This is a genomic window from Bradyrhizobium sp. LMG 9283, from assembly GCF_045571415.1.
In the GTDB taxonomy this organism is placed as follows: Bacteria; Pseudomonadota; Alphaproteobacteria; order Rhizobiales; family Xanthobacteraceae; genus Bradyrhizobium.
Window position 1 is genome coordinate 7521185 of the sequence record NZ_CP120691.1, and the last position, 19425, is coordinate 7540609.

A 19425-nucleotide genomic window follows, 5' to 3' on the forward strand; every position below is an offset into this window, starting at 1 on the left:
ACGAGGGACACTCGACGATCCGAGCTTCACCGCTCCGATCTTCGCCAACTTTTCGCCGACGAGGAAGGTGAGGGCTTCAGCCTGATCTGGTCCCGTCCTAGCCGTCGCAACGGCGACTGACCCGATCCACAATCCCTCGCCCGGCTGGTCCGGGCGGGACATTACCTTGCGCAGGAGCCGGGCGCGATCTTGCGGCAGCGTCGCACCCCGACCATGCGAGCTTCGCAGGACGGACGCACGGATTCCCTCCAGGAGCTTTAGTCGCAAGTAGCCGAGGGCGCGTCGTCGTGCTTGAGGTGTCGTTTTCGGACATTGTAACTCACCAGCCAGATCACGCCGACCGCGATCGGCACGAAGGCTGCGGTCAGGAACGAGGGCTCTACTCGCAGTCCGACATCATGCGCGCCCTTCGCAAGATAGCTAAACAGGCTGACCACATAATATCCTATCGCCCCGACCGACAATCCTTCGACCGTGCACTGCAGCCGAAGTTGCTGTCTCGCGCGCTCGTTGATAGCCTGCAACAGGTCACGATTCTGTCGTTCGATTTCGACGTCGACCCGGGTTCGCAACAGATCGGCGGCGCGCGCGAGCTTGACCGACAGAGTCGCCTGGCGATCCTCCACAGTTGCGCAGGTTCGCATCGCCGGCGCCATGCGGCGTGCCAGAAACGACGACCAGGTTGGATAGCCCGAGACATCGTTGCCTTCAATGATGGATAGCCGCGATTGGACCAGCTCGTTATAGGCCCTGCTGGCGCCGAATCGAAACAGGCTGCCGGTCGCGCCTCTTTCGAAAGATGCGGCCAGAGCCGTCAGCTCGGCAAGCAGATGGTTGTTGAACTGCAGCCCCTCACCGCTTTGCATTTTCTCGAGCGCCTCAACAAGACGGCGGTCGATGCGATCAACAGATGGTGCAAGCTCAAGGGCCGCCGACAGGCCAAGCAGCGCCAATGGACGGTAGGTCTCGATTTCGAGGAGCCGTTGCACCAGCGCTCCGAGATCGTGCGACGTCAACCCGAGGTCGCAGACGAGGATTTTCGTGAAGCCTTTTTCGTCTACGCGGAAGTCTGAAGCGGCAACGGCTGCGCCGCTCTTTGTGGCAACCATGGCCAGGCTGTTCTTGTCAAAAATCTGTTCGGCCCGCCTGATCGGCGAGGCGTCCCGCTCCACTTCTAGCCTGATCGCGACCAGCAACTGTCCGGTCTGACGTAACGCGCGGATCAGCGATCGGACGGTGCCATCAACTTTGTCAAAATGGTCTGCGGCAGAACAATTTGCATTAGTCCAGATCCAGGTGAATGTTGTAAATTCCGAATGCTGCTCCCAGCGTAGCGTAGCGGGCCCGATGACAATCTGATGAAGTTTCGCCGATTGCTCAGGCGGCGTAAGATTGCGATCGAGGCAAAACTCGATAAAACGGCAGCGATCGCTTGTGGCCGCCTCGCCCTGTGCAAGAAAAGCGAAGTGGATCACGCTGAAGGGCGAAACAAGGCGCGTGAAGGGGCGCGCGTGCACTTCGCCGAGCACAGCGTCGCGTTGCGGATGTGGCGTGAAGGTTCGCAGATCCAGTTCATCGATCATGTATTGACGCCTCACTTCAGGGTGAGCAAGCAACCGTCAGCCTTGACGCGGGAGGCAATGGCGGTGCTGGGAAACGGTCGCGCGCGGCTAGGTTGCTGATCGAATCATGTCGACCATCACTACCGAGGCCGCCTTGAACTCGGGAAAGAGGTCTTGCGGAAGGAAGGTGGGGCCAGGCAGATTGAGATGGATCCGGCTGATCCAGCTTTCGAATGACGCCATCAAGGTATGGTCCGATGTCTATGGCGAAATGCCGGCATTGTGACTCAATAGGTGTAGCGGAGCGCCAGCAAGCCGTTCCGCGACGTTGGCGGTGGCGCGCGGCACCGTTCGACGAATGCCTAGATTTACGTTGACATGGTTGTCTGTCTCCGAATCCCACCGACATCGCCCGCCACCGAAGGGGTGCCGCGTGCAAGTGAAGATACGCCGGCCCTCTTCTGAAAGCAGTTTTCCGGTGGGACGACCGATGCTGCGCGAGGCCGTGGCAAGCAGGAATGTCTTCCGTTCTCCCAGTGTGGTACAGATAAACGACCTCCGGTGCGGCAAGCGCATTGTCGATTGACGGATCGAGGCCCAAACTCGACTCCCATCTTGTTGCCGGCGCCAAACTTCCTGGCGCCGAGAGCCGGTGCAGGATTTGGGCCAGCACTATAGAAGGGGCACTCTCGCGTCTTTTTTACGCATTGTGGCTTTCGAAGACAGTCGGAGGCGGGTTTCAGACATGAGCACGCTTGTATTCTGACAGAATGCGCACGTGGCACAGGCCACAGGGAAGGGGCTGTTTTCGGCAAGGCGATCGCTCGCCCGGCCGTTGCCATTGTTTGAGCGGCCACGCTCTGGTTGGATTTGTCGATGCAGAGCCTTGCGAGTGACCGCGCCCGGACCCCCGGGCAAGGCTCGGCGATGGGCTGATAACGTCACGTCGCGTGAGGTTGACTGGATCACGCAGCTGGAGCGCTCTCCTCGCCTTTGAAGCGTCACTCAGAGCAGCGCAAGCGTTGCGGCTCGACCGGTTGTCGCAGGGAGGCAGATACGTGACGATCGTTGTGAGCGATCGACCAAATAGCGGCGGACCACGGCCGGCGACTATTTGTGAGCGGGGCATAGGGCCGAGGCAGTGATCCCGGAAGCGAAAATCTGCGCTGGCAGCACGAAGAGCCAATCACCACTGAATTCGTTGGGCCAGCGTGCAGATGATTGAGGATTTCTACGCCTCGCATATTGAGAGCATGGTCGATGCGGCGGTCGTCAACGTCCGGCGCCCAAAGAAGTGCACAAAACGCAAAAAAGCTCTGCAATCGTCGGAGAATCCGCTATAGCAATTCTTCGTTGGCTTACGGGCACTTAGCCCGCTAGAATGGCGCAACGCGGGCGTGGCGAAATTGGTAGACGCAAGGGACTTAAGCATTTGAGTGCCCCCGGGGAAACCCGAGGTGCAGAACTGCCCAAACTCGGGGAAACCGGTAACAGGCAATCCCGAGCCAAGCGCGCCGTTCGAACGAACGGCTCGAAGGTGTAGAGACTAGACGAGCAGCACCTAAAGCGCGAAGCGCAACGGTGAAGGTATAGTCCAGACCACAAACTAGCCGGACGCGCGAACGCGTCCAGGCGAGGCGACGAAAGTCGTAGTGGTACGAAAATCCCTCGGCTCGAAAGGAGCTGTGCCGGTTCGAGCCCGGCCGCCCGCACCGTCCCGAGCGTCTTTCGAATGTCTGGTTCTCGCAAAATCGTTCAAATCTTTCTCGCCTCCCGGCGCTTGATGCCCGCACCTCAATGTCCCCAGCGAAGAGCCAGCGGGTTGAGCTCACGCGCAAGCTCGATCAATCCGGCTCTCGTTGCGGGATGGATCTGCTCGAGCGGATGCCGCACGGCTTCGCATTTGATCACGCCACCTTCAGCCATCACGCTCTTGGCGGCGCGCAGGCCGACTGGCGGTTCTCGAAATTATGAGCGGCAGCACCCTTGCATACGCAAGAGCGGCTTCCTGCCTGCCGCCCGCTTCGTGATGATCGAGCACGGGGCGGAGCAGATCGGGCAACAGCGCGCTTGACATTGTTCCGCTCGCACCGGCATCGAGGTCTGCCATCATGGTGATGGCTTCCTCCCCGTCAAAAGGACCAATTATGGCCTCACCGCCGAGCGCGATCAGACTGCGCAGCTTGGCAGCCGCAAACGGCACCTCGATCTTGAAATATCTGGCGAGCGGCACCTCGCAAGCGAGCCGGACGAGAAACGGGACCGTCAATGTAACGCCGGAGAGCGGCGCGTCCTGGACCATGATTGGAATCCCGGCTGCGTCCGCGACCCGCCCGAAATGCCCGATCATGGCGCCTTCATCCGCCTTGAGACTTGCACCGTGGTAAGGCGGCATCAGCATGAGGAGGCTTGCGCCACGTTCGGCCGCATAGCGGGCGCGTTGCACCGCAATCTGCGTGCTGAAATGGCTGCAGGTCACCATGACTGGCTTGCGGCCCGCGACATGCGAAAGACAGAGCTGACCAGAATGTCACGTTCCTGATCAGATAGCAGGAACTGCTCGGAATAGTTGGCCAGAATGCAGATCCCGTCCACGCCTTGATCGATCATGCATCGAGAACGCGCCGCTGTCCTTCGAGATCGACATCTCCAGAGTCCGTATACGGCATCGGAGCGACTGGGAACAAGCCGCGATAGATGGGAGTTTTCGCATTTCTCATGTAGAGGATTCCAGACAGGAGGCAGTCAGTTGCTCTCGAACTCGATCAGCCCATCGCAAACATCAAAGGAGTGGAGCCGATGCCGTCGAACTTCCTGGACAGAACTGGCGTGGCGTGACGAACAAGATTGGTTTGAGGCTTTGCTGTCGTTGGAAGCCTTTCGCGCCTCCTCATTAGATCCAGCCAGGCGGCACCAGGTCCGTCAGGATGGCAAGACATTCAAACAGGAAGTAGCTTCCGAAGATCAGCTCGACGTTCTGGGCCGCATCGATATCGCGCACGATCGCCTTTCGGGTGAAGCAGCCGCCCGTGAGCATTCCAGGCGGGCGCGGGTCATCGGGAGCAGTCGGTGTCAGGTACTTCGAGCTCAGCTGAGTAACTGTGCGCTCCGCAAATAGTCTATATTTGGCGCCCCCCTCAGGACCAAGTGCGGATGCGAGGCGCAGCGCCGCGGCAGCAGCGATAGCAGTGGCCGCAGTATCCCTGCTGGTGTTGGGGATCGCCGGATCGTCGAAATCCCAGAAGGCAATGAGATCCGCAGGGACATGGTCGATCCACCAGTCAAGAAGGCGCACGGCGTAGTCGCGCCATAGCGGTTCGTCCGGGCGGAGCATGGCGGCGTGAGCGGTGTAGAGCATCGCCCATCCCTGCGCCCGGCCCCAGGTGCTGATATCGCTATATCCCTTGTGCGTATGCGTTCTGAGTACCTTGCCGGTGTGGGGATCAAGCGTGGAAGACTGGATAACTGAATTGTCCCGCCGCACATGGATGTCCAGGACACGCCGCATATGTGCATTGGCAATCTCCTCCATGCGGGCATCGGAAAGCTCGTCCGCCGCCCAATAGAGCAGGCCTGTCGCCTGGAGCGAGTCGATGCTGCTCTCGGAGGCTCCGACTGCGCTCGCCTCCTCGGCATCCCCGCCCAACGGTATCAGCCCGAGGTGTGGATCGAACATATCACGAAGCGACCTTGCTGCGGTCAAAGCCGCCGCGCGGGCGCTTTCATCCTTGAACAGGATGCTGCCGAGGGCGCCAGCATGATAGAAGCCGAAGCCCTTGAAGGCCGTAAGCCGCTCGGCACGCGGCAACATTCGAGTTAGCGCAGCACGGGCGTCTTTGATTGGGAACTGCTTGGGATGCGAGATGCGCGAGCCAAAGCTCACCGACAAATGCCCCGCCGGTCCAATCACCATCGGGCGTAAACGTCCATTTTCCGTCGGCGGCACTCGCCCAGTGTGGCAAGCCCGAGCGTGCAGTATCCCGAGTCTCGGCAATGCGCTTCAGCATACGCTCGCGCGCGGGCAGATATTGGCTTTCCGACATGGCTTCTGGTCCAACATAAAACTCGCCGCGCGGCTTTGGCTTGGCGACAACTTAGAGCTCTTTACCAACAGATACTGGACTGGCGTGAACGGTTAGCGTTCACGAGACTTCCAAGCGTGCTTGGTTTGCGTGGCTGCCGAGGAGCAAACCTCGTCAGCAGCCGCAGGGAAAGCCGCGCGCAAGTTTATGCCGATCACCACCCCTCCTGACGCAAGCGCGCTGATTTCGAGAAGTCTCTTTGTTCGTTTAGTGATGCGAGTCCGCAGCGCCGATGGCGCCCGTAACGTAAAGATCCTTCAATGTCCTGCCGTCATAGCCCAGCTCTTTCAGAATCTCTTCCGTTTGCGCACCGAGCTTTTGCGGCGGCAAACGCACCTCCGGCTGCTCGCCGTCGTAGCGCACGGGATGGCTGACGAGAGTGATGGGAGTTCCGGTCGCGCCGGTCACGACCTGAAAATTCCTGTTGTGCGCGATCTGCGGATCCGCAACGACGTCGGTATAATCGTTCACCGCAGCGTGCCAAATTCCACGCGCTTCGAGCAAGGCGATGCATTCGGTGGTGGTGCTTTTGGCGACACTGGCCGCAATCATGGCAGAGGCCTCGTCCCGCCGGCGATACGCCTCCTCGTCAGGAATTCGCTGGTCGGCCGGAAGGCCAAGCGCGTCTGAGAGCGCCTCCAGCGATCCCAAAGAGATCGCAATGTGTCCATCGCGTGTCGCATAGATGCCGTAAGGCGCGCCATAGTACCAGCCGGCCACCGGGCCGGTCTGACGGACGTCGTCAGGCCTTTGGCCGTTCAGGTAGCAGGTAAAAGATTCCATCTGCAGGTCGAGCGCAGCCGACAGCAGGCTAACATCGACGCGGCAGCCCTGCCCCGTGCGCGCTTTCCTCACCAGGGCAGCCAAGATCCCCGCCGCAAACAAGGCGGCGCCGTGATGATCGATGGCGGAAACGCCGACAGCCCGCGGCCCTTGCTCGCGGCTTCCGGTGATCATCGCAAGTCCTGAGAGCGCCTGGATCAACAGATCCTGGCCTGGGCGATTGACGTAGGGCCCGTCAGGACCGTAGCCGGAGGCAGCGGCATAGATGATCTGCGGATTGATCTTCTTTGCATCCTCGTAGCCGAGACCAAGCTTGTCGAGCACACCCGGGCGGAAGTTCTCTGCGATCACATCCGATTTCGCGATCAGTTGCCTGGCGATGACCACGGCTTCGGGTTTTTTCAGATCGAGCGTGAGGCTGCGCTTGTTGCGGTTTCCCGTCAGAAGCAACATCGACTGGCCATCAACCCGCTTGTCCGCCCCGCCCCATTTCCTCTGAAAGGCCCCTCCGGGCGGTTCCACGGCGATCACGTCCGCACCAAGGTCGGCAAGAAACTGCACGCCGACCGGACCCATTAGAAAGTGATTGAGGCTGAGGACACGAATGCCCTTCAAGAGATCGACCATACATCCTTGCTTTCGGTTTTCCCGGAAATCGAGCACTTTGGCTCTCGAGTCCTGAAATCGATTTCAGAAGTAAGCCGTGCAAGAACCGGAGTCAAGCGAATCAACCAACTTTCGAATGAGATCCGCCTCATCCTGCTCCATCTGCGCATGATAGGGCCAGAAATCGTGCGGATGGCGCGCATACGGGGCTTGAGAAGGTGGCGCTCGTGATGGTTTAACCCTTTTTGAGGGGAGACTCTCTCCTTCTCCTGGTTGACCAAATGGACAAGAAAAACGTAATCGCGCCAAAAGGCCGCCAGCAGCCGCGCGTGAAGATCGAGGACGTTGCTCGGAAGGCGAATGTGTCGCCGGCGACCGTGTCGCGGGTGCTCAATCACCCCGATATCGTACGGCCGGAGCTTCGCGACAGGGTCATGCGGCATATTAATGACCTGGCTTACACGCGTGATAGCGCAGCCAGAGCATTGAAATCGGGACGCATGCGGACCGTTGGCGTCATCGTTCCGACACTGGCGCTCGGTATCTTTGCAGAAGGCGTGGAAGCGCTCCAGAACCGCCTCAGCGAAAGCGGGTACACGCTGTTCATTGCGAATTCGCAATATGACCAGCGGCGTGAATTTCAGGAACTGCAAAGTCTCATTGAACGCGGCATCGATGGAATCGTGCTGGTCGGAGCGTCCCACGGACGGGAGCTGAGGAGCCTGATCGAACAGGCAGGAGTACCCGTCATCACCACCTATGTTGCCAAGGCCGCCGGCGGCATCCCGGCGATCGGTATCGACAACGAAAGCGCCACCCGCGAGATGACGGAGTATCTGCTAAGGCTTGGACACGTCCGTTTCGGCGCGATTGCCAACGTTGTTGCTGCGTCGAACGACAGATCCCGCGCCAGGCTTGAGGGAATTCAGCGCGCGCTCTCGGACGCCGGCCTCCCGCTCAAGCCAACCCAGATCGTCAAGGCCGATTATTCGCTTGCCCAAGGCCGTAGTGCCCTTCGTCAACTCCTCACCGATCACCCGGACACGACAGCAGTAATTTGCACCACCGACACGCTTGCCATCGGTGCAATGGCAGAGGCTCGCAAGATGGGTCTGGCCGTACCAGCCACGCTTTCCATCACAGGATTTGACGATGTGGAGCTGGCGGCGCAAATGGACCCGCCGCTCACAACGGTCAGTGTTCCGGCAGCAGAAATCGGCCGGGGAGCCGCCGATTATCTCATCAATGCCATTGCCGGAAGTCCTGTCCCGAGAAGCGTCGTGTTGCCGTACCGGCTCGTCATGCGCTCATCGAGCGCCCCGCCGCGGTCCAGCGTCCGTTCCGTCCGTCGCGGGCGCAGTCGAGATCATTGATCGGGCCACGATTTCTGAAATCCGTTTCAGAACCGTGGCCTGTCCTTCCCCAGGCACCCGGCGAGGCAAGCAGCTCGCCCCATTTCACTGATCGCCCGTAAGTAGAGTTGGCTGAGCATGCGACGCGCCGCCTGCGCGATCGTCAATGGCACAAGAGGCTTCTCAATGCTCGCTTTCAACGTGAACGGAGTGAACGGGCGCGTGGTGGTGGCTGGCGCCCAGTTCGTGCAGTCTATGATGCAGACGATGATGCGCGAGTTCCAGGGCAGCTCGCAGCCGCGAGTGTCGCGCTTCGTCGGACTTGGGAGCGAGCGTGTCCATATAGGCGATCGATCCCTCGATTTGTGCAAGGACCGACACCGCATCCGCGGTGGCAAAGATGGGCATCCCGCCTACTTTGACATATACCGCACTGGTGTGCGCCGCAATGTCGGCGTCGCGTCCGGCGACACTGCCCCGAACGCGCAGCGCGATCCAACATGACTCGCTGATGGGCAGGGAGAGCTGCCCCTTGCACGACAAGCCCCCGCACCGAACCTCCTCGAGGACCGTGCCGTTGCATATGAGCTCCACCCGCGCCGGCGGAACGCTGACCGATTCGATCCGCCAGTCGATCGTGATGGTGCCGCCTGAACGGGGAAGGGCCACCGTGCCTCCAGGGCGACGTCCTTCAACGATCATCTCAACCAGAGGCCCGACCGTGATGAACGTGTCCCCGCTGCGTACGGCATCCATCCAGTTGCGATACGTGAAGTCGCGTTCGCCCAGCCGCACATAGGTGCGCGAGCCCCCAAGGAGTGCGGCCGCGTCCATCTTGTCGGAGCCGGCTACCAGCGGCAGATGGTACCCGATGTTGAGGTAGCGATACCAATCGGCGAGACCAAATGCGCTGATCTGCGCGGTCCGCGGGTTGAACGACATCATTTCGATGGCGTCGACAAGGCCGAGCACAATGTCGGCCGCCCGCTCCGCCTGCGGGTTCGGCGCGTGGGGCATTACGACCAGCCCCCCTTGCTGACGGCAGCGCTCCGCCCAGTCGGCCATGGTCGCTTCCAGAACATGGCCGATCGCAGCTTCGTTGGACCCGCCGCAAGAGAGCGGATTGATCATCTCACCTTGGTAGCCGAGCAGCGATATGTGCCCCAGAACCTGCATCCGGTTCTCCGTGCCGACCCGAACCAGGAATTCTCCGTCCCCGCCGAAATCCTTTGCCCCGATCGTCGTGCGTCCGTCGAAATCGGCGACGTTGGTGAATAGCTCGCCCCACTGTGCGGCGAGCAAGTTGACGACGTTGACACCCTCCGCCTTGCCCTCAAGCAGCGCTGTCTGCGGGCTCAGGAAATGCACGTGCGTATCAGAGCTAACCCATCCCTGTTCGCGCCAGCGCAGCACACGATCGAGCTCAAAGGTGAGATTGTCCGTCGTTGCAGTGATTTCGACGATGGTGCGCAGTGGGCGCACCTCAAAACCCCTGCAGATCTCTACGAACACGGGCCCGAGCGGCAGGTCCGCCTCGCAGCTGCCGTCCACGTAGGCATACTGGTTCAGCCCATTGGCAAATTCGCCCGAGAAGTCCTCGAACCTGCCGGTATTGACCTTGCGGTGATGTCCCTTGGGTGGCAGATACTCCCCGTGCGCACCATGGACATGCAGCCGCGCGGCAACACGCAAGCCACTGCCCTTCTCCACGATGCGAATCTTGACCGGCCTTGTGGCCGGTTCGACTGTCGCCACATTGAGCGCGGCGCCCCCTGCGTTACTGGCAGCTTCCAACGATCGAAGCTCGAACATGTGCAAGCAGCCATCGTCGGAGCGCAGGTAGAGCCTTGCGTCCGGATGCGCGGAGTACTCCACGATGACTTCGTTCGCAGAGCGCACGGGCTGCACATCAACTTTGGCGCCCAGCCAATCCGCTCTGGAGTACTCGAGCACTGCGCGGGCCGAGATGACCGTGCCGAGGTCCATGCCGATCTGCTCGCCTCGATCGTCGACATCGAGCTCGCCAAGCTTGTTCAGATGGACCCCGGGCGGCAGCCTCACCTTCAGCTTGCGACGGCCCTGGAGGCGCAGCGGGTGCTGGGTGAGCGTTGTCGTGGTCACCGCAAAGACAAGCGAGATTTCCTGTTCCGCGCGCAAGCTTAACGCCGAAAGCTCCTTATCCGGATAAGGATTCGGGAGCGCGTAAAGCCACAGGTTCTCACCTTGTCGATCCATGCGTCCCGATTGGGTGCGGGCCTCGCCCTGGAAGAAGCTTGCCCCCGGCGCTCTTCCGAGTACAAAGTCCTCGCCGGTGCTTGCATGCACGATGGGCGCGCGTAGCGGCAGGGCGGCGAACGCACTCGCACTCCAGGAGATGTGATTCTGCTGGATCGCGAAGCGGCGCAGCACCGGCACGTCGGTCTCGCTGCCGTCGGCGTAGCGGAGCCCGTATGTCGCCACCCGATCGCCGAGTGCATTACCTTCTACAGGGAGCGTAGCCGGGCCGATCTCTCCGAAACCCTCGGGGCTTGCACTGGGACGGTCTGCCGCCACTTGCACGAATAGCACATAGCTCGCCATTGTCGGCGGCAACGCAATTACTGCAGGAGGGGCCCCGGGGCGCAGTTCCAGCACATCCGGCCCTGTTTCGCTGCCGAAGAGAAAGGGCATGCCGCGATGGGTCTGGAGCCCGCGAAGCGAATCGATCCAGCCGGTGTCACCCGGGCGGTTGGCGAAACCTTCACCGGCATTTGCGCGCCTGGCGTTGAAATATCGCTTCAAGTCCACAGGCGTGAAGTGCGGCGATGAAGGTGTTTTCATGCTTCGGACTCCAGTTTTCAGCAACTCAGTGCCCCGCAAGCAGTCTTGTCTTGTCTTGTGAATGACTGCTCGCGCAAGGACGCTTGCGCCAATCCCATGCTCATGCCCGGCATGAAGAGATACGCGCGAGCCCGTATGTTCTGCACCTGACGCGGACGCTTTGCGTCTGTCGCCGGCACGGCGAAGCGCAGGGGCAGAGCGTGTTCATTCACCGATGTAGAGGCGGCCGCGCTTCTTGGCGATCTGGTAGACCAGCACGCTCAGGAGCGCGATCAACGATCCGTAGACGGGAAACATCCAACCGATGTGCTCGCGTTGCAACCAGACCAGCAGATAGGGTGACGTCCCGCCAAACAGAGAGACGCCAAGCGCATAGCCGAGGGCCACTCCGGTGGTCCGCACGGCGCGCGGCATCAGCGTGGTGGCGATGAAGTTATAGAGGGCCATGTTGAAGCCCACGATCGCGCCGCCGAACACCGTGACAAAGAAGAACGTGACGATGCCTTTTTCCGAATAGAGCAGTGTCAGGAAGAAGCATGGGATAAGCAAAAGGCGCAGCAGCGTGAACGCGCGCGAGGGTCGCACCTTATCCGCGAAAGCCCCGACAAGAGGCGCCGTTGACATCCAGATCAGGACCATCAGCGTCATGATCCCGTACACATACGTGCTGTTCTCCTTGAAGACCGTGTTGGCCATGTTGGGCAGACCGGTGTTCCAGGCATAGTTGGCGATCTGCACCGACCCGATCACCAGGATGACGGCGAGCAGCGAAAGGCGGACGCTCCATAGCGTTTTCCATACACCGCCAGTCGTTTCCTGAATGCGCGAAGACTCATCTTGCCGATGCATGGCTCGATTGATCAAGGTTTCCGGCACCGTCGTGCGCAGATAGATGATCAAAAGGCCCAGCACGCCACCGACCGCAAAGGGTATGCGCCAGGCCCACTCGCGCATGGCTTCAGGTGCGACCGAGGCGCTCACCAGGAAGGCAACCAGGCTGGATCCAAGGTTTCCCAACTGAATGAATGTGCCACCGATCAGACCGAGGTAGTGTCCCTCCTTTCCAGGTGGCGCCAATTCAATTGCAATGGCGTTGGCGACACCAGCCTCAGCGCCTGTGGCAAGCCCCTGAATGAGCCGCATGATCAGCAGCGCTACGGCCGCCGTGACGCCGAGGTCCTTGTAGGTGGGCAACAAGGATATCAAAAGCGAGCAAACCGCCATGGCCGTGACCGAGATCAGCATCACGCGCTTGTGGCTGATGCGATCTGCGACCGGCCCCAGCAAAGCCGCGCCCAGCGGCCGAGCGCAAAAACCCGCCCCGTACACGGCCAGTCCCGCCAGCAGCGAGGTGGTGGGATCATCGGAAGGGAAGAAGTGCGGCGAGAGAAACGCTGCCATTACGCCGTAGACATTCCAGTCGTACCACTCCAGCGCCACCCCTCCTCCAAGGCCGGCGGTCATCCGCTTGTTGGCAGTTTGCTTGTCAAGCTGGATGGGTACAGCGCTGGGCTGAGCAATGATGTTCATGGGTCCTCGGGCTCTATTGATGACGTTGATGATGTTGCGGGTCGCGCGAGAACGAGCAGCCGCCCGTCGGCTCGACTGCGCCCGCCGCGGCGGGGTCTTACGAGAGCGGCCGCGTTGAGCAGGCCGGACCGCGGAAGCGCAGGCGCAAAAGGTGCCCGGGGTGCCGGCAGAAAGCCCGCCTCGCTTCACGTATTTGCGGGCCTCGCCTCACGAGCGGCCATTGCACGACCCTCATCGCGCAGGACGCCTCCTTCGTTGCTTCCGACTTGCGCGGCGGCAGGCATATAGCGCGCGCGAGATTCCGTGCCGATCCCATGGCTAGCCTTCCTCCTGTTGCTCTAAGCGCGCTTCTGAAGAAGCTGATGTTTTTGTTGGACAGCGCGGCGTCACAACACCGCCGCAGCGTCAATGAGACCCCTCAGATGCGACCCACTCTCGCCGGCCGCATGCTTCCGGTTTCCCGCAGTACTGGGCATTCTTATACACCGATTTATGAAATCGATTTCACGAGCAATAGGAGTTCGGAACTGTGGAGTCAAGCCGGTTTTTCAAGGGTGAGACCCGCCTCGCCGGCCCCGTCAGCGCCGCGTTAAGCGAATGGCGCCAGCGAAGCGGGGTCTGATTCAGCCAAAAACGGGCTTCAAGACGGCCGCATTGCTAAGAAATCGATTTCAGTTTAAGGGCTGATTCTCATATTCCTTCAGGAGAACCGCTCCATGACCGAGACGTCCGATCTCATCCTGTCGACATCTGTCGCGCCCCACGTGCGCCTTTTGACGCTGAATAGGAAATCGAAACGAAACGCCTTGAGCAACGACATGATTGTGGATCTAGGCGCCACCTTGCGCGATGCCGCAATCGACGAAGATGTCCGCTGTGTCGTGCTTTGTGGCAGCGATGAGTTCTTCTCTGCCGGAGCCGACATCAAGGAGATGCGAGAGCGGGGCTTTGAGGCAATCGACAATTCCGCGCGACGTTCTGCCTGGCGGGATGTCGCCAATTTCCCCAAGCCTCTCATTGCCGCGGTCGAGGGCATTTGCTTCGGCGGCGGCCACGAATTGGCACTGCTCGCGGATATCGTGATAGCAGGCGAAGGGGCGGTATTTGGGCAGCCCGAGATTAACATCGGGATATTGCCGGGCGATGGCGCAACGCAAAGGCTGACACGCGTGGCTGGCAAATCGCTGGCCATGCTGATGATCCTGAGCGGCCAATCCATTACCGCGCGAATTGCGATGCAGGCCGGTCTTGTGGCGGAAGTTGTCGAAAGCGGCATTGCGCAAATTCGTGCGCTCGAAGTAGCCGATCTGATTGCGCAAAAGCCTCCCCGTTCGGCTGAACTTGCCAAAGCGGCCGTTCTCGCCGCGTTTCAGACCACGCTGGACGCCGGGCTCGAGTTTGAGCGCCAAGCGATCCGGTTTGCGTTCAGCACAGCTGACCAGCAGGAAGGCATGAACGCCTTCTTTGAGAAGAGGCCGCCGAACTATCGCGGGAACTAGCTACCGCGATCCGCTCGCATGCGGTGCCAGCGAAGCTGGCCCGCGTAACATGTGGCATTCAACACTCCTTCGGCTCGACCAGGCCGGCGCTACGGGCAACGATCTCGTATTGGCCGGCCTTTGCCACACCAACGTACATGTTCATCCTGCAGTGGCGCTTGCCCGGCACCATCTCCGCCGGCCCGCCAGGCCCTTGCGCAAGCTTTGCGTGGTCGAGCGCGGCGGCGACCGCCTCGCGGTCAATTGTACCGGCTTCCTTTACTGCGGCTTCCCACAGCTTCAATCCTCGATAAGTGCCGGTCGCAGCGCTGCCTGCTGAGAACCGGAACTTGCCAGGAAACTGCTTTTCGTAGGCCCACTGAATTTTGGCGCTCACCGGATCTTCCACCGTGAGTGCCTTGTAATAGTCCAGGCTGCTGGCGAGGCCTTCGATCTCGTGAGCCTGATTCATTTCGAGCGTGTTCTCGTCATAGTAGACGCAGCCCAGCTGTCCCCCATTCCTGGAAAAGCCCGCTTCATAAAGCTGTTTGAAGAAGGAGCCGACGCCCGGGGGGATGACGCTGTTGAATACCACGTCTACTTTGTTGGACGTGATGCGGCTCACGATCGATGAAAAATCGATCTGGTCGAGCGGGTAGTACTCCTCGAACACCACCTCCCCGCCGCTGCTCTCGATCACCTTGCGCGCATAGGCGTTGATTGTTTGTGGCCAGACGTAGTTGGAGCCAGGCAGCGCGAAGCGTCTGCCACCGTTTTTGATCAACCAGGGAATGAACCGGTCGCAATTCTGCGCCGGTACCGGGCCGGTGCAGAACAGATAAGGCGTGCACTCCCTGCCTTCGTAGGCCTGCGGATAGATGTAGATCGTCTTGCCACGAGAGATGATGATGTCCTTGATGGCGTTGCGCATCGAGCTCGCAATGCCACCGAGCACCAGGTCGACCTTGTCTCGCTGAATCAGCTTGCGGACATTGCCAACCGCGACGGACTCGTTGGACGCGGTGTCCTCGATCAGGAGCTCGATGGGACGCCCCAGCAGACCACCATTCTCGTTGATCTCGCTCGCGACCATGCGAGCGACATTGGCGTCGGTATTCCCGGCAAAGCCAAGTGCCCCCGTAAGGTCGGTGGCAATGCCTATCCTGATCGGGCCTTCGGCGGCGTTGGCCCAGTCAGGACGGATCACCCAGCTGCCCGGGCCGGCCGCAATGGCCGCAGACGCAAAGGCGAAATTGCCGAGAAAGCGGCGGCGGCTGAGTTGTCGGTGATCATTCAACATCGAACTGACCTCCCCTTGGCTCATGGCCTCAAATCGACGTGCCCTGCTCTTTCCGGGGGCGCGGTAGCCGGAAAGCTATCCGTCATTTTGGGTTTCAAGCAGCCTCTTCAGCTCATGTTTGGGTAAAATCGCGTAACGAAGTGCAGCATTCAGGACAGTCTGAAAAACTCCTTCGCGTTCTCGCCAAGGATTCTGATCGCCAAGCGCTCTGCGTCTTTCGACCGAAAGTAACCGTTCACGACTTTTTCGTTCATAACCTCGCTGATTAGCCGGCGTGCGCCCTGTATCGCGGCAAACGTCTCCTCAACGTGAAGACAATCTCCTCCGATCATCATTCGCGATTCATCCGGCAAGACTTCAATAGCTTCGTGCAGGGCGAGCTTAAAATGTGACGGGCTCAACAGAAAAGACCAGCACAGATCAAGCCAAACATTTCGATACACAAAGGCCATTCCCAACAAGTCCCGGCTCCAGGGATAGGCCAAATGCATCAGCAGAAAGCGGGTCCGAGGATGACGCTCAATCAACCCGGTGATACGTAGCGGCTGGGAGCCGCTTATGATTGCCGTTCCAAGGTGCGTTTGGACTGGCAGGTCGGCCTCACCTGCGAGTTGGCAAAACAAGTCGACGACAAAGTCGCAGAACGCCTTACGCGCCGCACGGGATGGAAACCTTTGTCCCCAGGCCTGCCGAGCCAGTTCCTCACTCGGTTTGTCAAAGCTTAGATCCCGGTCATAGGCGAGTGCGTTCTTGAGTGCGATGTGATTGCGCCGTGAGCAGCCGGCTACGAGCTCGCGGATTGCGTCGCAATAATCATCGAAGGTTTTCACCTCCATGCCGAGGCGCCGCAGCAACGTATGGCCGCAATTGCCATTATGATCGCGGGATTCGGAGTGCCAGCCGAGGGCGAATGCGTTAATCCGCAGGACCGCATCGTAACTTTGCCCAAGGACCGGCCGCGGATCCATCAACGGATCGAGAAAAGGGTCCGTTACGATCCGTCCGATGGCGGCGCGCCCAATCACTTCACTTGGCCATGTCGCCTCCTTGTGGCGCAAGCGCACTGAAGCGTCTACCGCCTCCCAGTTGTCGCGGGTGATTCCAGTGTCGGCGACGCCGTAAAGCTCGGCAACTCCGCGGACAAGGTTACGGACGAATGCGTTCGATCCGCTCCTCTCCAGGAACGGAGCAAGCGCCTCCCAGGTGGTCGGCTCGGTAGGGCTAGACATCATTTCGATCGTTGCCTTGGGCTCGGATGGCAGCACGTGGCTCGTCCAAGCCGCATAGCTCTGTTGGAACAGTTTCAACAGATTTACGTCCCGGCTATATGCGACCTCGGGCATGTGATGTTCATGGACATCGACGACTTGGCACGCATTCACAAAATCGCTCATGGTTTCGGACATCGCCCCTCTCTGTTCAGCCATCGCAAGGAACTCGAATGCGCCACCTTCGGCCAGGAGATGGCCGCCGGCGAACGCCTCTACGGCGCTAGATACGTCAACAGCCGCGGGTCGTTGCGCAGCTGCTGCGACGGGCCCGAAAGCGCGACACGGCCGCGATCGAGCACGTAGGCGTGCTCCGCTACACGCATTGCGAGGTCGAGATGTTGCTCGACGATGATGATGGCGATCTCTCTGGCTAGCTCGACCAAGCGCTCGGTGATCTCCTCGATGACGCCGATCCAGACCCCCTCGGTCGGCTCATCGAGCAGGAGGAGTTTAGGGTTTCCGAGGATAGCGCGCCCGATTGCGAGCATCTTGCGCTCGCCACCGGAGAGCGTTCCGGCCGGCTGATCAAGGCGCTGGCCGAGTTTTGGAAACATCCTCATCACCCGGTCCACTGCCGATCCATGGGGGTGCAAAAGCGATCCGACGGCGAGATTGTCACGCACGGAGAGGCGCGCGAACACTGAATGCTCTTGCGGCACATATCCAATGCCGGCCCGCACCCGCATTTCGGTCCGGCTGCGATCGATGTCTTGGCCGTTGAACTGCAGGCGGCCCTTCCATGGCGGCAGTTCGCCAACAATCGCTTTCATGAGCGTGCTCTTTCCGGCGCCGTTGCGGCCGAGGACGGCCACACCGCCGCGCGGCGGAATGGCCATGTTGACGCCGAACAAGACCTGGCTGCGTCCATAGCCGGCATCGAGATGCTTGATATTGAGGAATTCAGCCACGGCGCAGATAAATCTCCTGGACGCTTCTGTTGCCCTGGATCTCGGCAACCGTTCCTGACGCCAGCACCTTGCCCTGATCGAGCACGGTCAGGCGGTCGCAGATGTCGCGGATGAAATCCAGGTCGTGCTCCACGATGACGAGCGAGCAATGCTGTTTGATCGGCTGCAGCAATTCGCCGGTGACGCGGCGCTCCTCCAGGCTCATGCCGCCGGTGGGCTCGTCCAACAGCAGCAGGCGCGGTCGGCACGCGAGCGCCATCGCGATCTCCAACCATTGCTGCTGCCCGTGCGATAGGGCCGCCGCAGCATCAAAGGCGCGATCGGCGAGCCGGAATTGGCCGAGCATCGTCATGACCTCCTCGTGCAGTCGTCCTCGACTGCGCGAGAACGCCAGATCCAGCAGCGAGGACCGCGCCTGCAGCGCGAGCAGGATGTTGTCGTAAAGCGTGAGGGTCGGTAGCACGGCGGTGATCTGAAATTTCAGGCTCATGCCCGCTCGCGCACGTTCTGGCGGCGTATACGAGGTGACGTCAGTATTGATGAACGTCACTTTGCCTTGCGTCGGCACTAGCGCACCTGCAAGACACTTCATCAGCGTGCTCTTGCCCGAGCCGTTCGGCCCGATCAGGCCATGAAACTCTCTCTCGCCGACCGTGAGTGCCGCTCCGTCCAGCGCGATGAGCTTGCCAAAGACCTTGGAGATGCCGGCGGCTTCAAGGAGCGGCATTGCGCTTCTCCTTGAGGCCCGGGCCGAAACTACCGACACGTTCCCGCTCGCCCAGCACGAGGCTGATCAAGCCGAGGGGTCGGAACAGAATGACGAGCAACAGCAGAACGCCGAGTATGATCGGCCAGATATCGCGATAGTTGTCGGAGAGCCAGAAGCTGAGGCCCTCGACGATCGCGGTGCCGATGATCGCACCGATCAATGTCCCGGAGCCGCCGAACAAGACATAGAGCACGACCTGGGTCGACATGACCACGCCCAGCATGTTCGTCCAGACGAACCCCTCGTGAAACGCATAGAGGCTACCGGCAGTACCTGCAATCGCGCCGCTGATTGCGAATATGATCGCCTTCAAATGTTGCACTTTGTAGCCGAAGAAGGCGATACGCTGTTCGTTCTCTCGCAATCCCGCCAGCGCCAGTCCGAACTGGGATCGCAACAGAAAGCGCGACAGAAGGTAGATCAGAACCAGAATGGCGAGCACCAGGTAGTAAAAACCTGGTCCCTCGCTCAGTTCGTGCGAGCCGATTGTCATCGGTTGGATCGAAGGGATACCGTTCTGACCGCCAAGATAATGAGAACCTCTCGCCAGCCGGTCAGCTGCGTAAGCTCCGGTCATAGTACCAAGTGAAACGAAGACCACACTGGAGGGGTGACGGCCGAGCAGCAGGAAGCCTGCCAGCAACAATGCCGCCACAAAGCCTATCAGGGTTCCGGCCGGAAGAACGGCAAAAAACGATCCAACCCCGAAATCGCGTGAAAGCAGCGCCACACCGTAGCCGGCCATGCCGAAGAACAACGACTGACCCAAGCTCAAGATACCCGCATAGCCCCACACCAGGTCGAACGACAACGCGAAGAGGCACAGAATGAGCACTCGTGTCGCATAGACAGTGATGTAATCCCGCAGGACGAGAGGTGCGATCGATGCGGCAATCAGCAATGTTAGTTCGAGAAGCGGAAGCACCTTCTTTCGCCCTGCGAAGGCAGATGCCATCACGGGCGA

General features: G+C 60.3%; 12 protein-coding genes and 2 pseudogenes. 3 read left to right on the forward strand and 11 right to left on the reverse strand.

Features of this window, described 5'->3' with window-relative positions; genetic code table 11:
- Positions 1 to 10: 10 nt before the first annotated feature.
- Positions 11 to 120: pseudogene (locus P6U29_RS35070) on the forward strand (DUF736 family protein); the annotation flags it as partial.
- Between the two features lie 137 nt (positions 121 to 257).
- Here the strand turns inward: P6U29_RS35070 and P6U29_RS35075 are convergent.
- The 4 genes and pseudogenes from P6U29_RS35075 to P6U29_RS35090 form a co-directional block, all read right to left on the reverse strand.
- Complete coding sequence (locus tag P6U29_RS35075; RefSeq protein ID WP_407114755.1) at positions 258 to 1583, reverse strand: DUF3422 family protein; 1326 nt, start codon at positions 1581 to 1583, stop codon at positions 258 to 260.
- Between the two features lie 1773 nt (positions 1584 to 3356).
- A pseudogene (locus P6U29_RS35080) lies at positions 3357 to 4282 on the reverse strand (dihydrodipicolinate synthase family protein).
- Positions 4283 to 4455: 173 nt separating this feature from the next.
- Positions 4456 to 5475 carry a hypothetical protein gene (locus P6U29_RS35085; protein WP_407114756.1) on the reverse strand — a complete coding sequence of 340 codons (1020 nt, stop codon included), beginning with the start codon at positions 5473 to 5475 and terminating at the stop codon, positions 4456 to 4458.
- Between the two features lie 376 nt (positions 5476 to 5851).
- Entirely contained in the window at positions 5852 to 7054 is a 1203-nt protein-coding gene (locus tag P6U29_RS35090; protein WP_407114757.1) for a CaiB/BaiF CoA transferase family protein, read from the reverse strand.
- 260 nt (positions 7055 to 7314) lie between these two features.
- On the opposite strand from P6U29_RS35090, the gene P6U29_RS35095 reads away from it, so the two are divergent.
- Entirely contained in the window at positions 7315 to 8406 is a 1092-nt protein-coding gene (locus P6U29_RS35095; RefSeq protein WP_407114758.1) for a LacI family DNA-binding transcriptional regulator, read from the forward strand.
- Between the two features lie 162 nt (positions 8407 to 8568).
- Here P6U29_RS35095 and P6U29_RS35100 read toward each other — a convergent pair whose 3' ends face one another.
- Positions 8569 to 11205, reverse strand: coding sequence for a CehA/McbA family metallohydrolase (locus tag P6U29_RS35100; protein ID WP_407114759.1), 2637 nt, complete (start codon positions 11203 to 11205; stop codon positions 8569 to 8571).
- Positions 11206 to 11409: 204 nt separating this feature from the next.
- Positions 11410 to 12735, reverse strand: coding sequence for an MFS transporter (locus P6U29_RS35105; protein ID WP_407114760.1), 1326 nt, complete (start codon positions 12733 to 12735; stop codon positions 11410 to 11412).
- Between the two features lie 716 nt (positions 12736 to 13451).
- On the opposite strand from P6U29_RS35105, the gene P6U29_RS35110 reads away from it, so the two are divergent.
- A complete protein-coding gene (locus P6U29_RS35110; RefSeq protein WP_407114761.1) occupies positions 13452 to 14234 on the forward strand; it encodes an enoyl-CoA hydratase-related protein in 783 nt (260 codons plus the stop codon).
- Positions 14235 to 14292: 58 nt separating this feature from the next.
- Here P6U29_RS35110 and P6U29_RS35115 read toward each other — a convergent pair whose 3' ends face one another.
- The 5 genes from P6U29_RS35115 to P6U29_RS35135 form a co-directional block, all read right to left on the reverse strand.
- Positions 14293 to 15513 (reverse strand): substrate-binding protein, encoded by a 1221-nt coding sequence (locus P6U29_RS35115; protein WP_407119506.1) that lies wholly within the window; start codon positions 15511 to 15513, stop codon positions 14293 to 14295.
- Between the two features lie 149 nt (positions 15514 to 15662).
- On the reverse strand, positions 15663 to 16919 hold the full coding sequence (locus tag P6U29_RS35120; RefSeq protein ID WP_407114762.1) for an amidohydrolase family protein: 1257 nt from the start codon (positions 16917 to 16919) through the stop codon (positions 15663 to 15665).
- Between the two features lie 77 nt (positions 16920 to 16996).
- Complete coding sequence (locus P6U29_RS35125; RefSeq protein ID WP_407114763.1) at positions 16997 to 17692, reverse strand: ABC transporter ATP-binding protein; 696 nt, start codon at positions 17690 to 17692, stop codon at positions 16997 to 16999.
- Positions 17685 to 18419 (reverse strand): ABC transporter ATP-binding protein, encoded by a 735-nt coding sequence (locus tag P6U29_RS35130; protein ID WP_407114764.1) that lies wholly within the window; start codon positions 18417 to 18419, stop codon positions 17685 to 17687. Before P6U29_RS35130 ends, P6U29_RS35125 begins: the two co-directional genes overlap by 8 nt.
- Positions 18406 to 19416 carry a branched-chain amino acid ABC transporter permease gene (locus tag P6U29_RS35135; protein ID WP_407119507.1) on the reverse strand — a complete coding sequence of 337 codons (1011 nt, stop codon included), beginning with the start codon at positions 19414 to 19416 and terminating at the stop codon, positions 18406 to 18408. Before P6U29_RS35135 ends, P6U29_RS35130 begins: the two co-directional genes overlap by 14 nt.
- Between the last annotated feature and the right edge of the window lie 9 nt (positions 19417 to 19425).

Coding starts and splice junctions, on each gene's coding strand:
- P6U29_RS35075 (WP_407114755.1), bottom strand. CDS start 1,583: ATGATCGATGAACTGGATCTGCGAACCTTCACGCCACATCCGCAACGC.
- P6U29_RS35085 (WP_407114756.1), bottom strand. CDS start 5,475: ATGGTGATTGGACCGGCGGGGCATTTGTCGGTGAGCTTTGGCTCGCGC.
- P6U29_RS35090 (WP_407114757.1), bottom strand. CDS start 7,054: ATGGTCGATCTCTTGAAGGGCATTCGTGTCCTCAGCCTCAATCACTTT.
- P6U29_RS35095 (WP_407114758.1), top strand. CDS start 7,315: ATGGACAAGAAAAACGTAATCGCGCCAAAAGGCCGCCAGCAGCCGCGC.
- P6U29_RS35100 (WP_407114759.1), bottom strand. CDS start 11,205: ATGAAAACACCTTCATCGCCGCACTTCACGCCTGTGGACTTGAAGCGA.
- P6U29_RS35105 (WP_407114760.1), bottom strand. CDS start 12,735: ATGAACATCATTGCTCAGCCCAGCGCTGTACCCATCCAGCTTGACAAG.
- P6U29_RS35110 (WP_407114761.1), top strand. CDS start 13,452: ATGACCGAGACGTCCGATCTCATCCTGTCGACATCTGTCGCGCCCCAC.
- P6U29_RS35115 (WP_407119506.1), bottom strand. CDS start 15,513: ATGTTGAATGATCACCGACAACTCAGCCGCCGCCGCTTTCTCGGCAAT.
- P6U29_RS35120 (WP_407114762.1), bottom strand. CDS start 16,919: ATGTCCGAAACCATGAGCGATTTTGTGAATGCGTGCCAAGTCGTCGAT.
- P6U29_RS35130 (WP_407114764.1), bottom strand. CDS start 18,419: ATGCCGCTCCTTGAAGCCGCCGGCATCTCCAAGGTCTTTGGCAAGCTC.
- P6U29_RS35135 (WP_407119507.1), bottom strand. CDS start 19,416: ATGGCATCTGCCTTCGCAGGGCGAAAGAAGGTGCTTCCGCTTCTCGAA.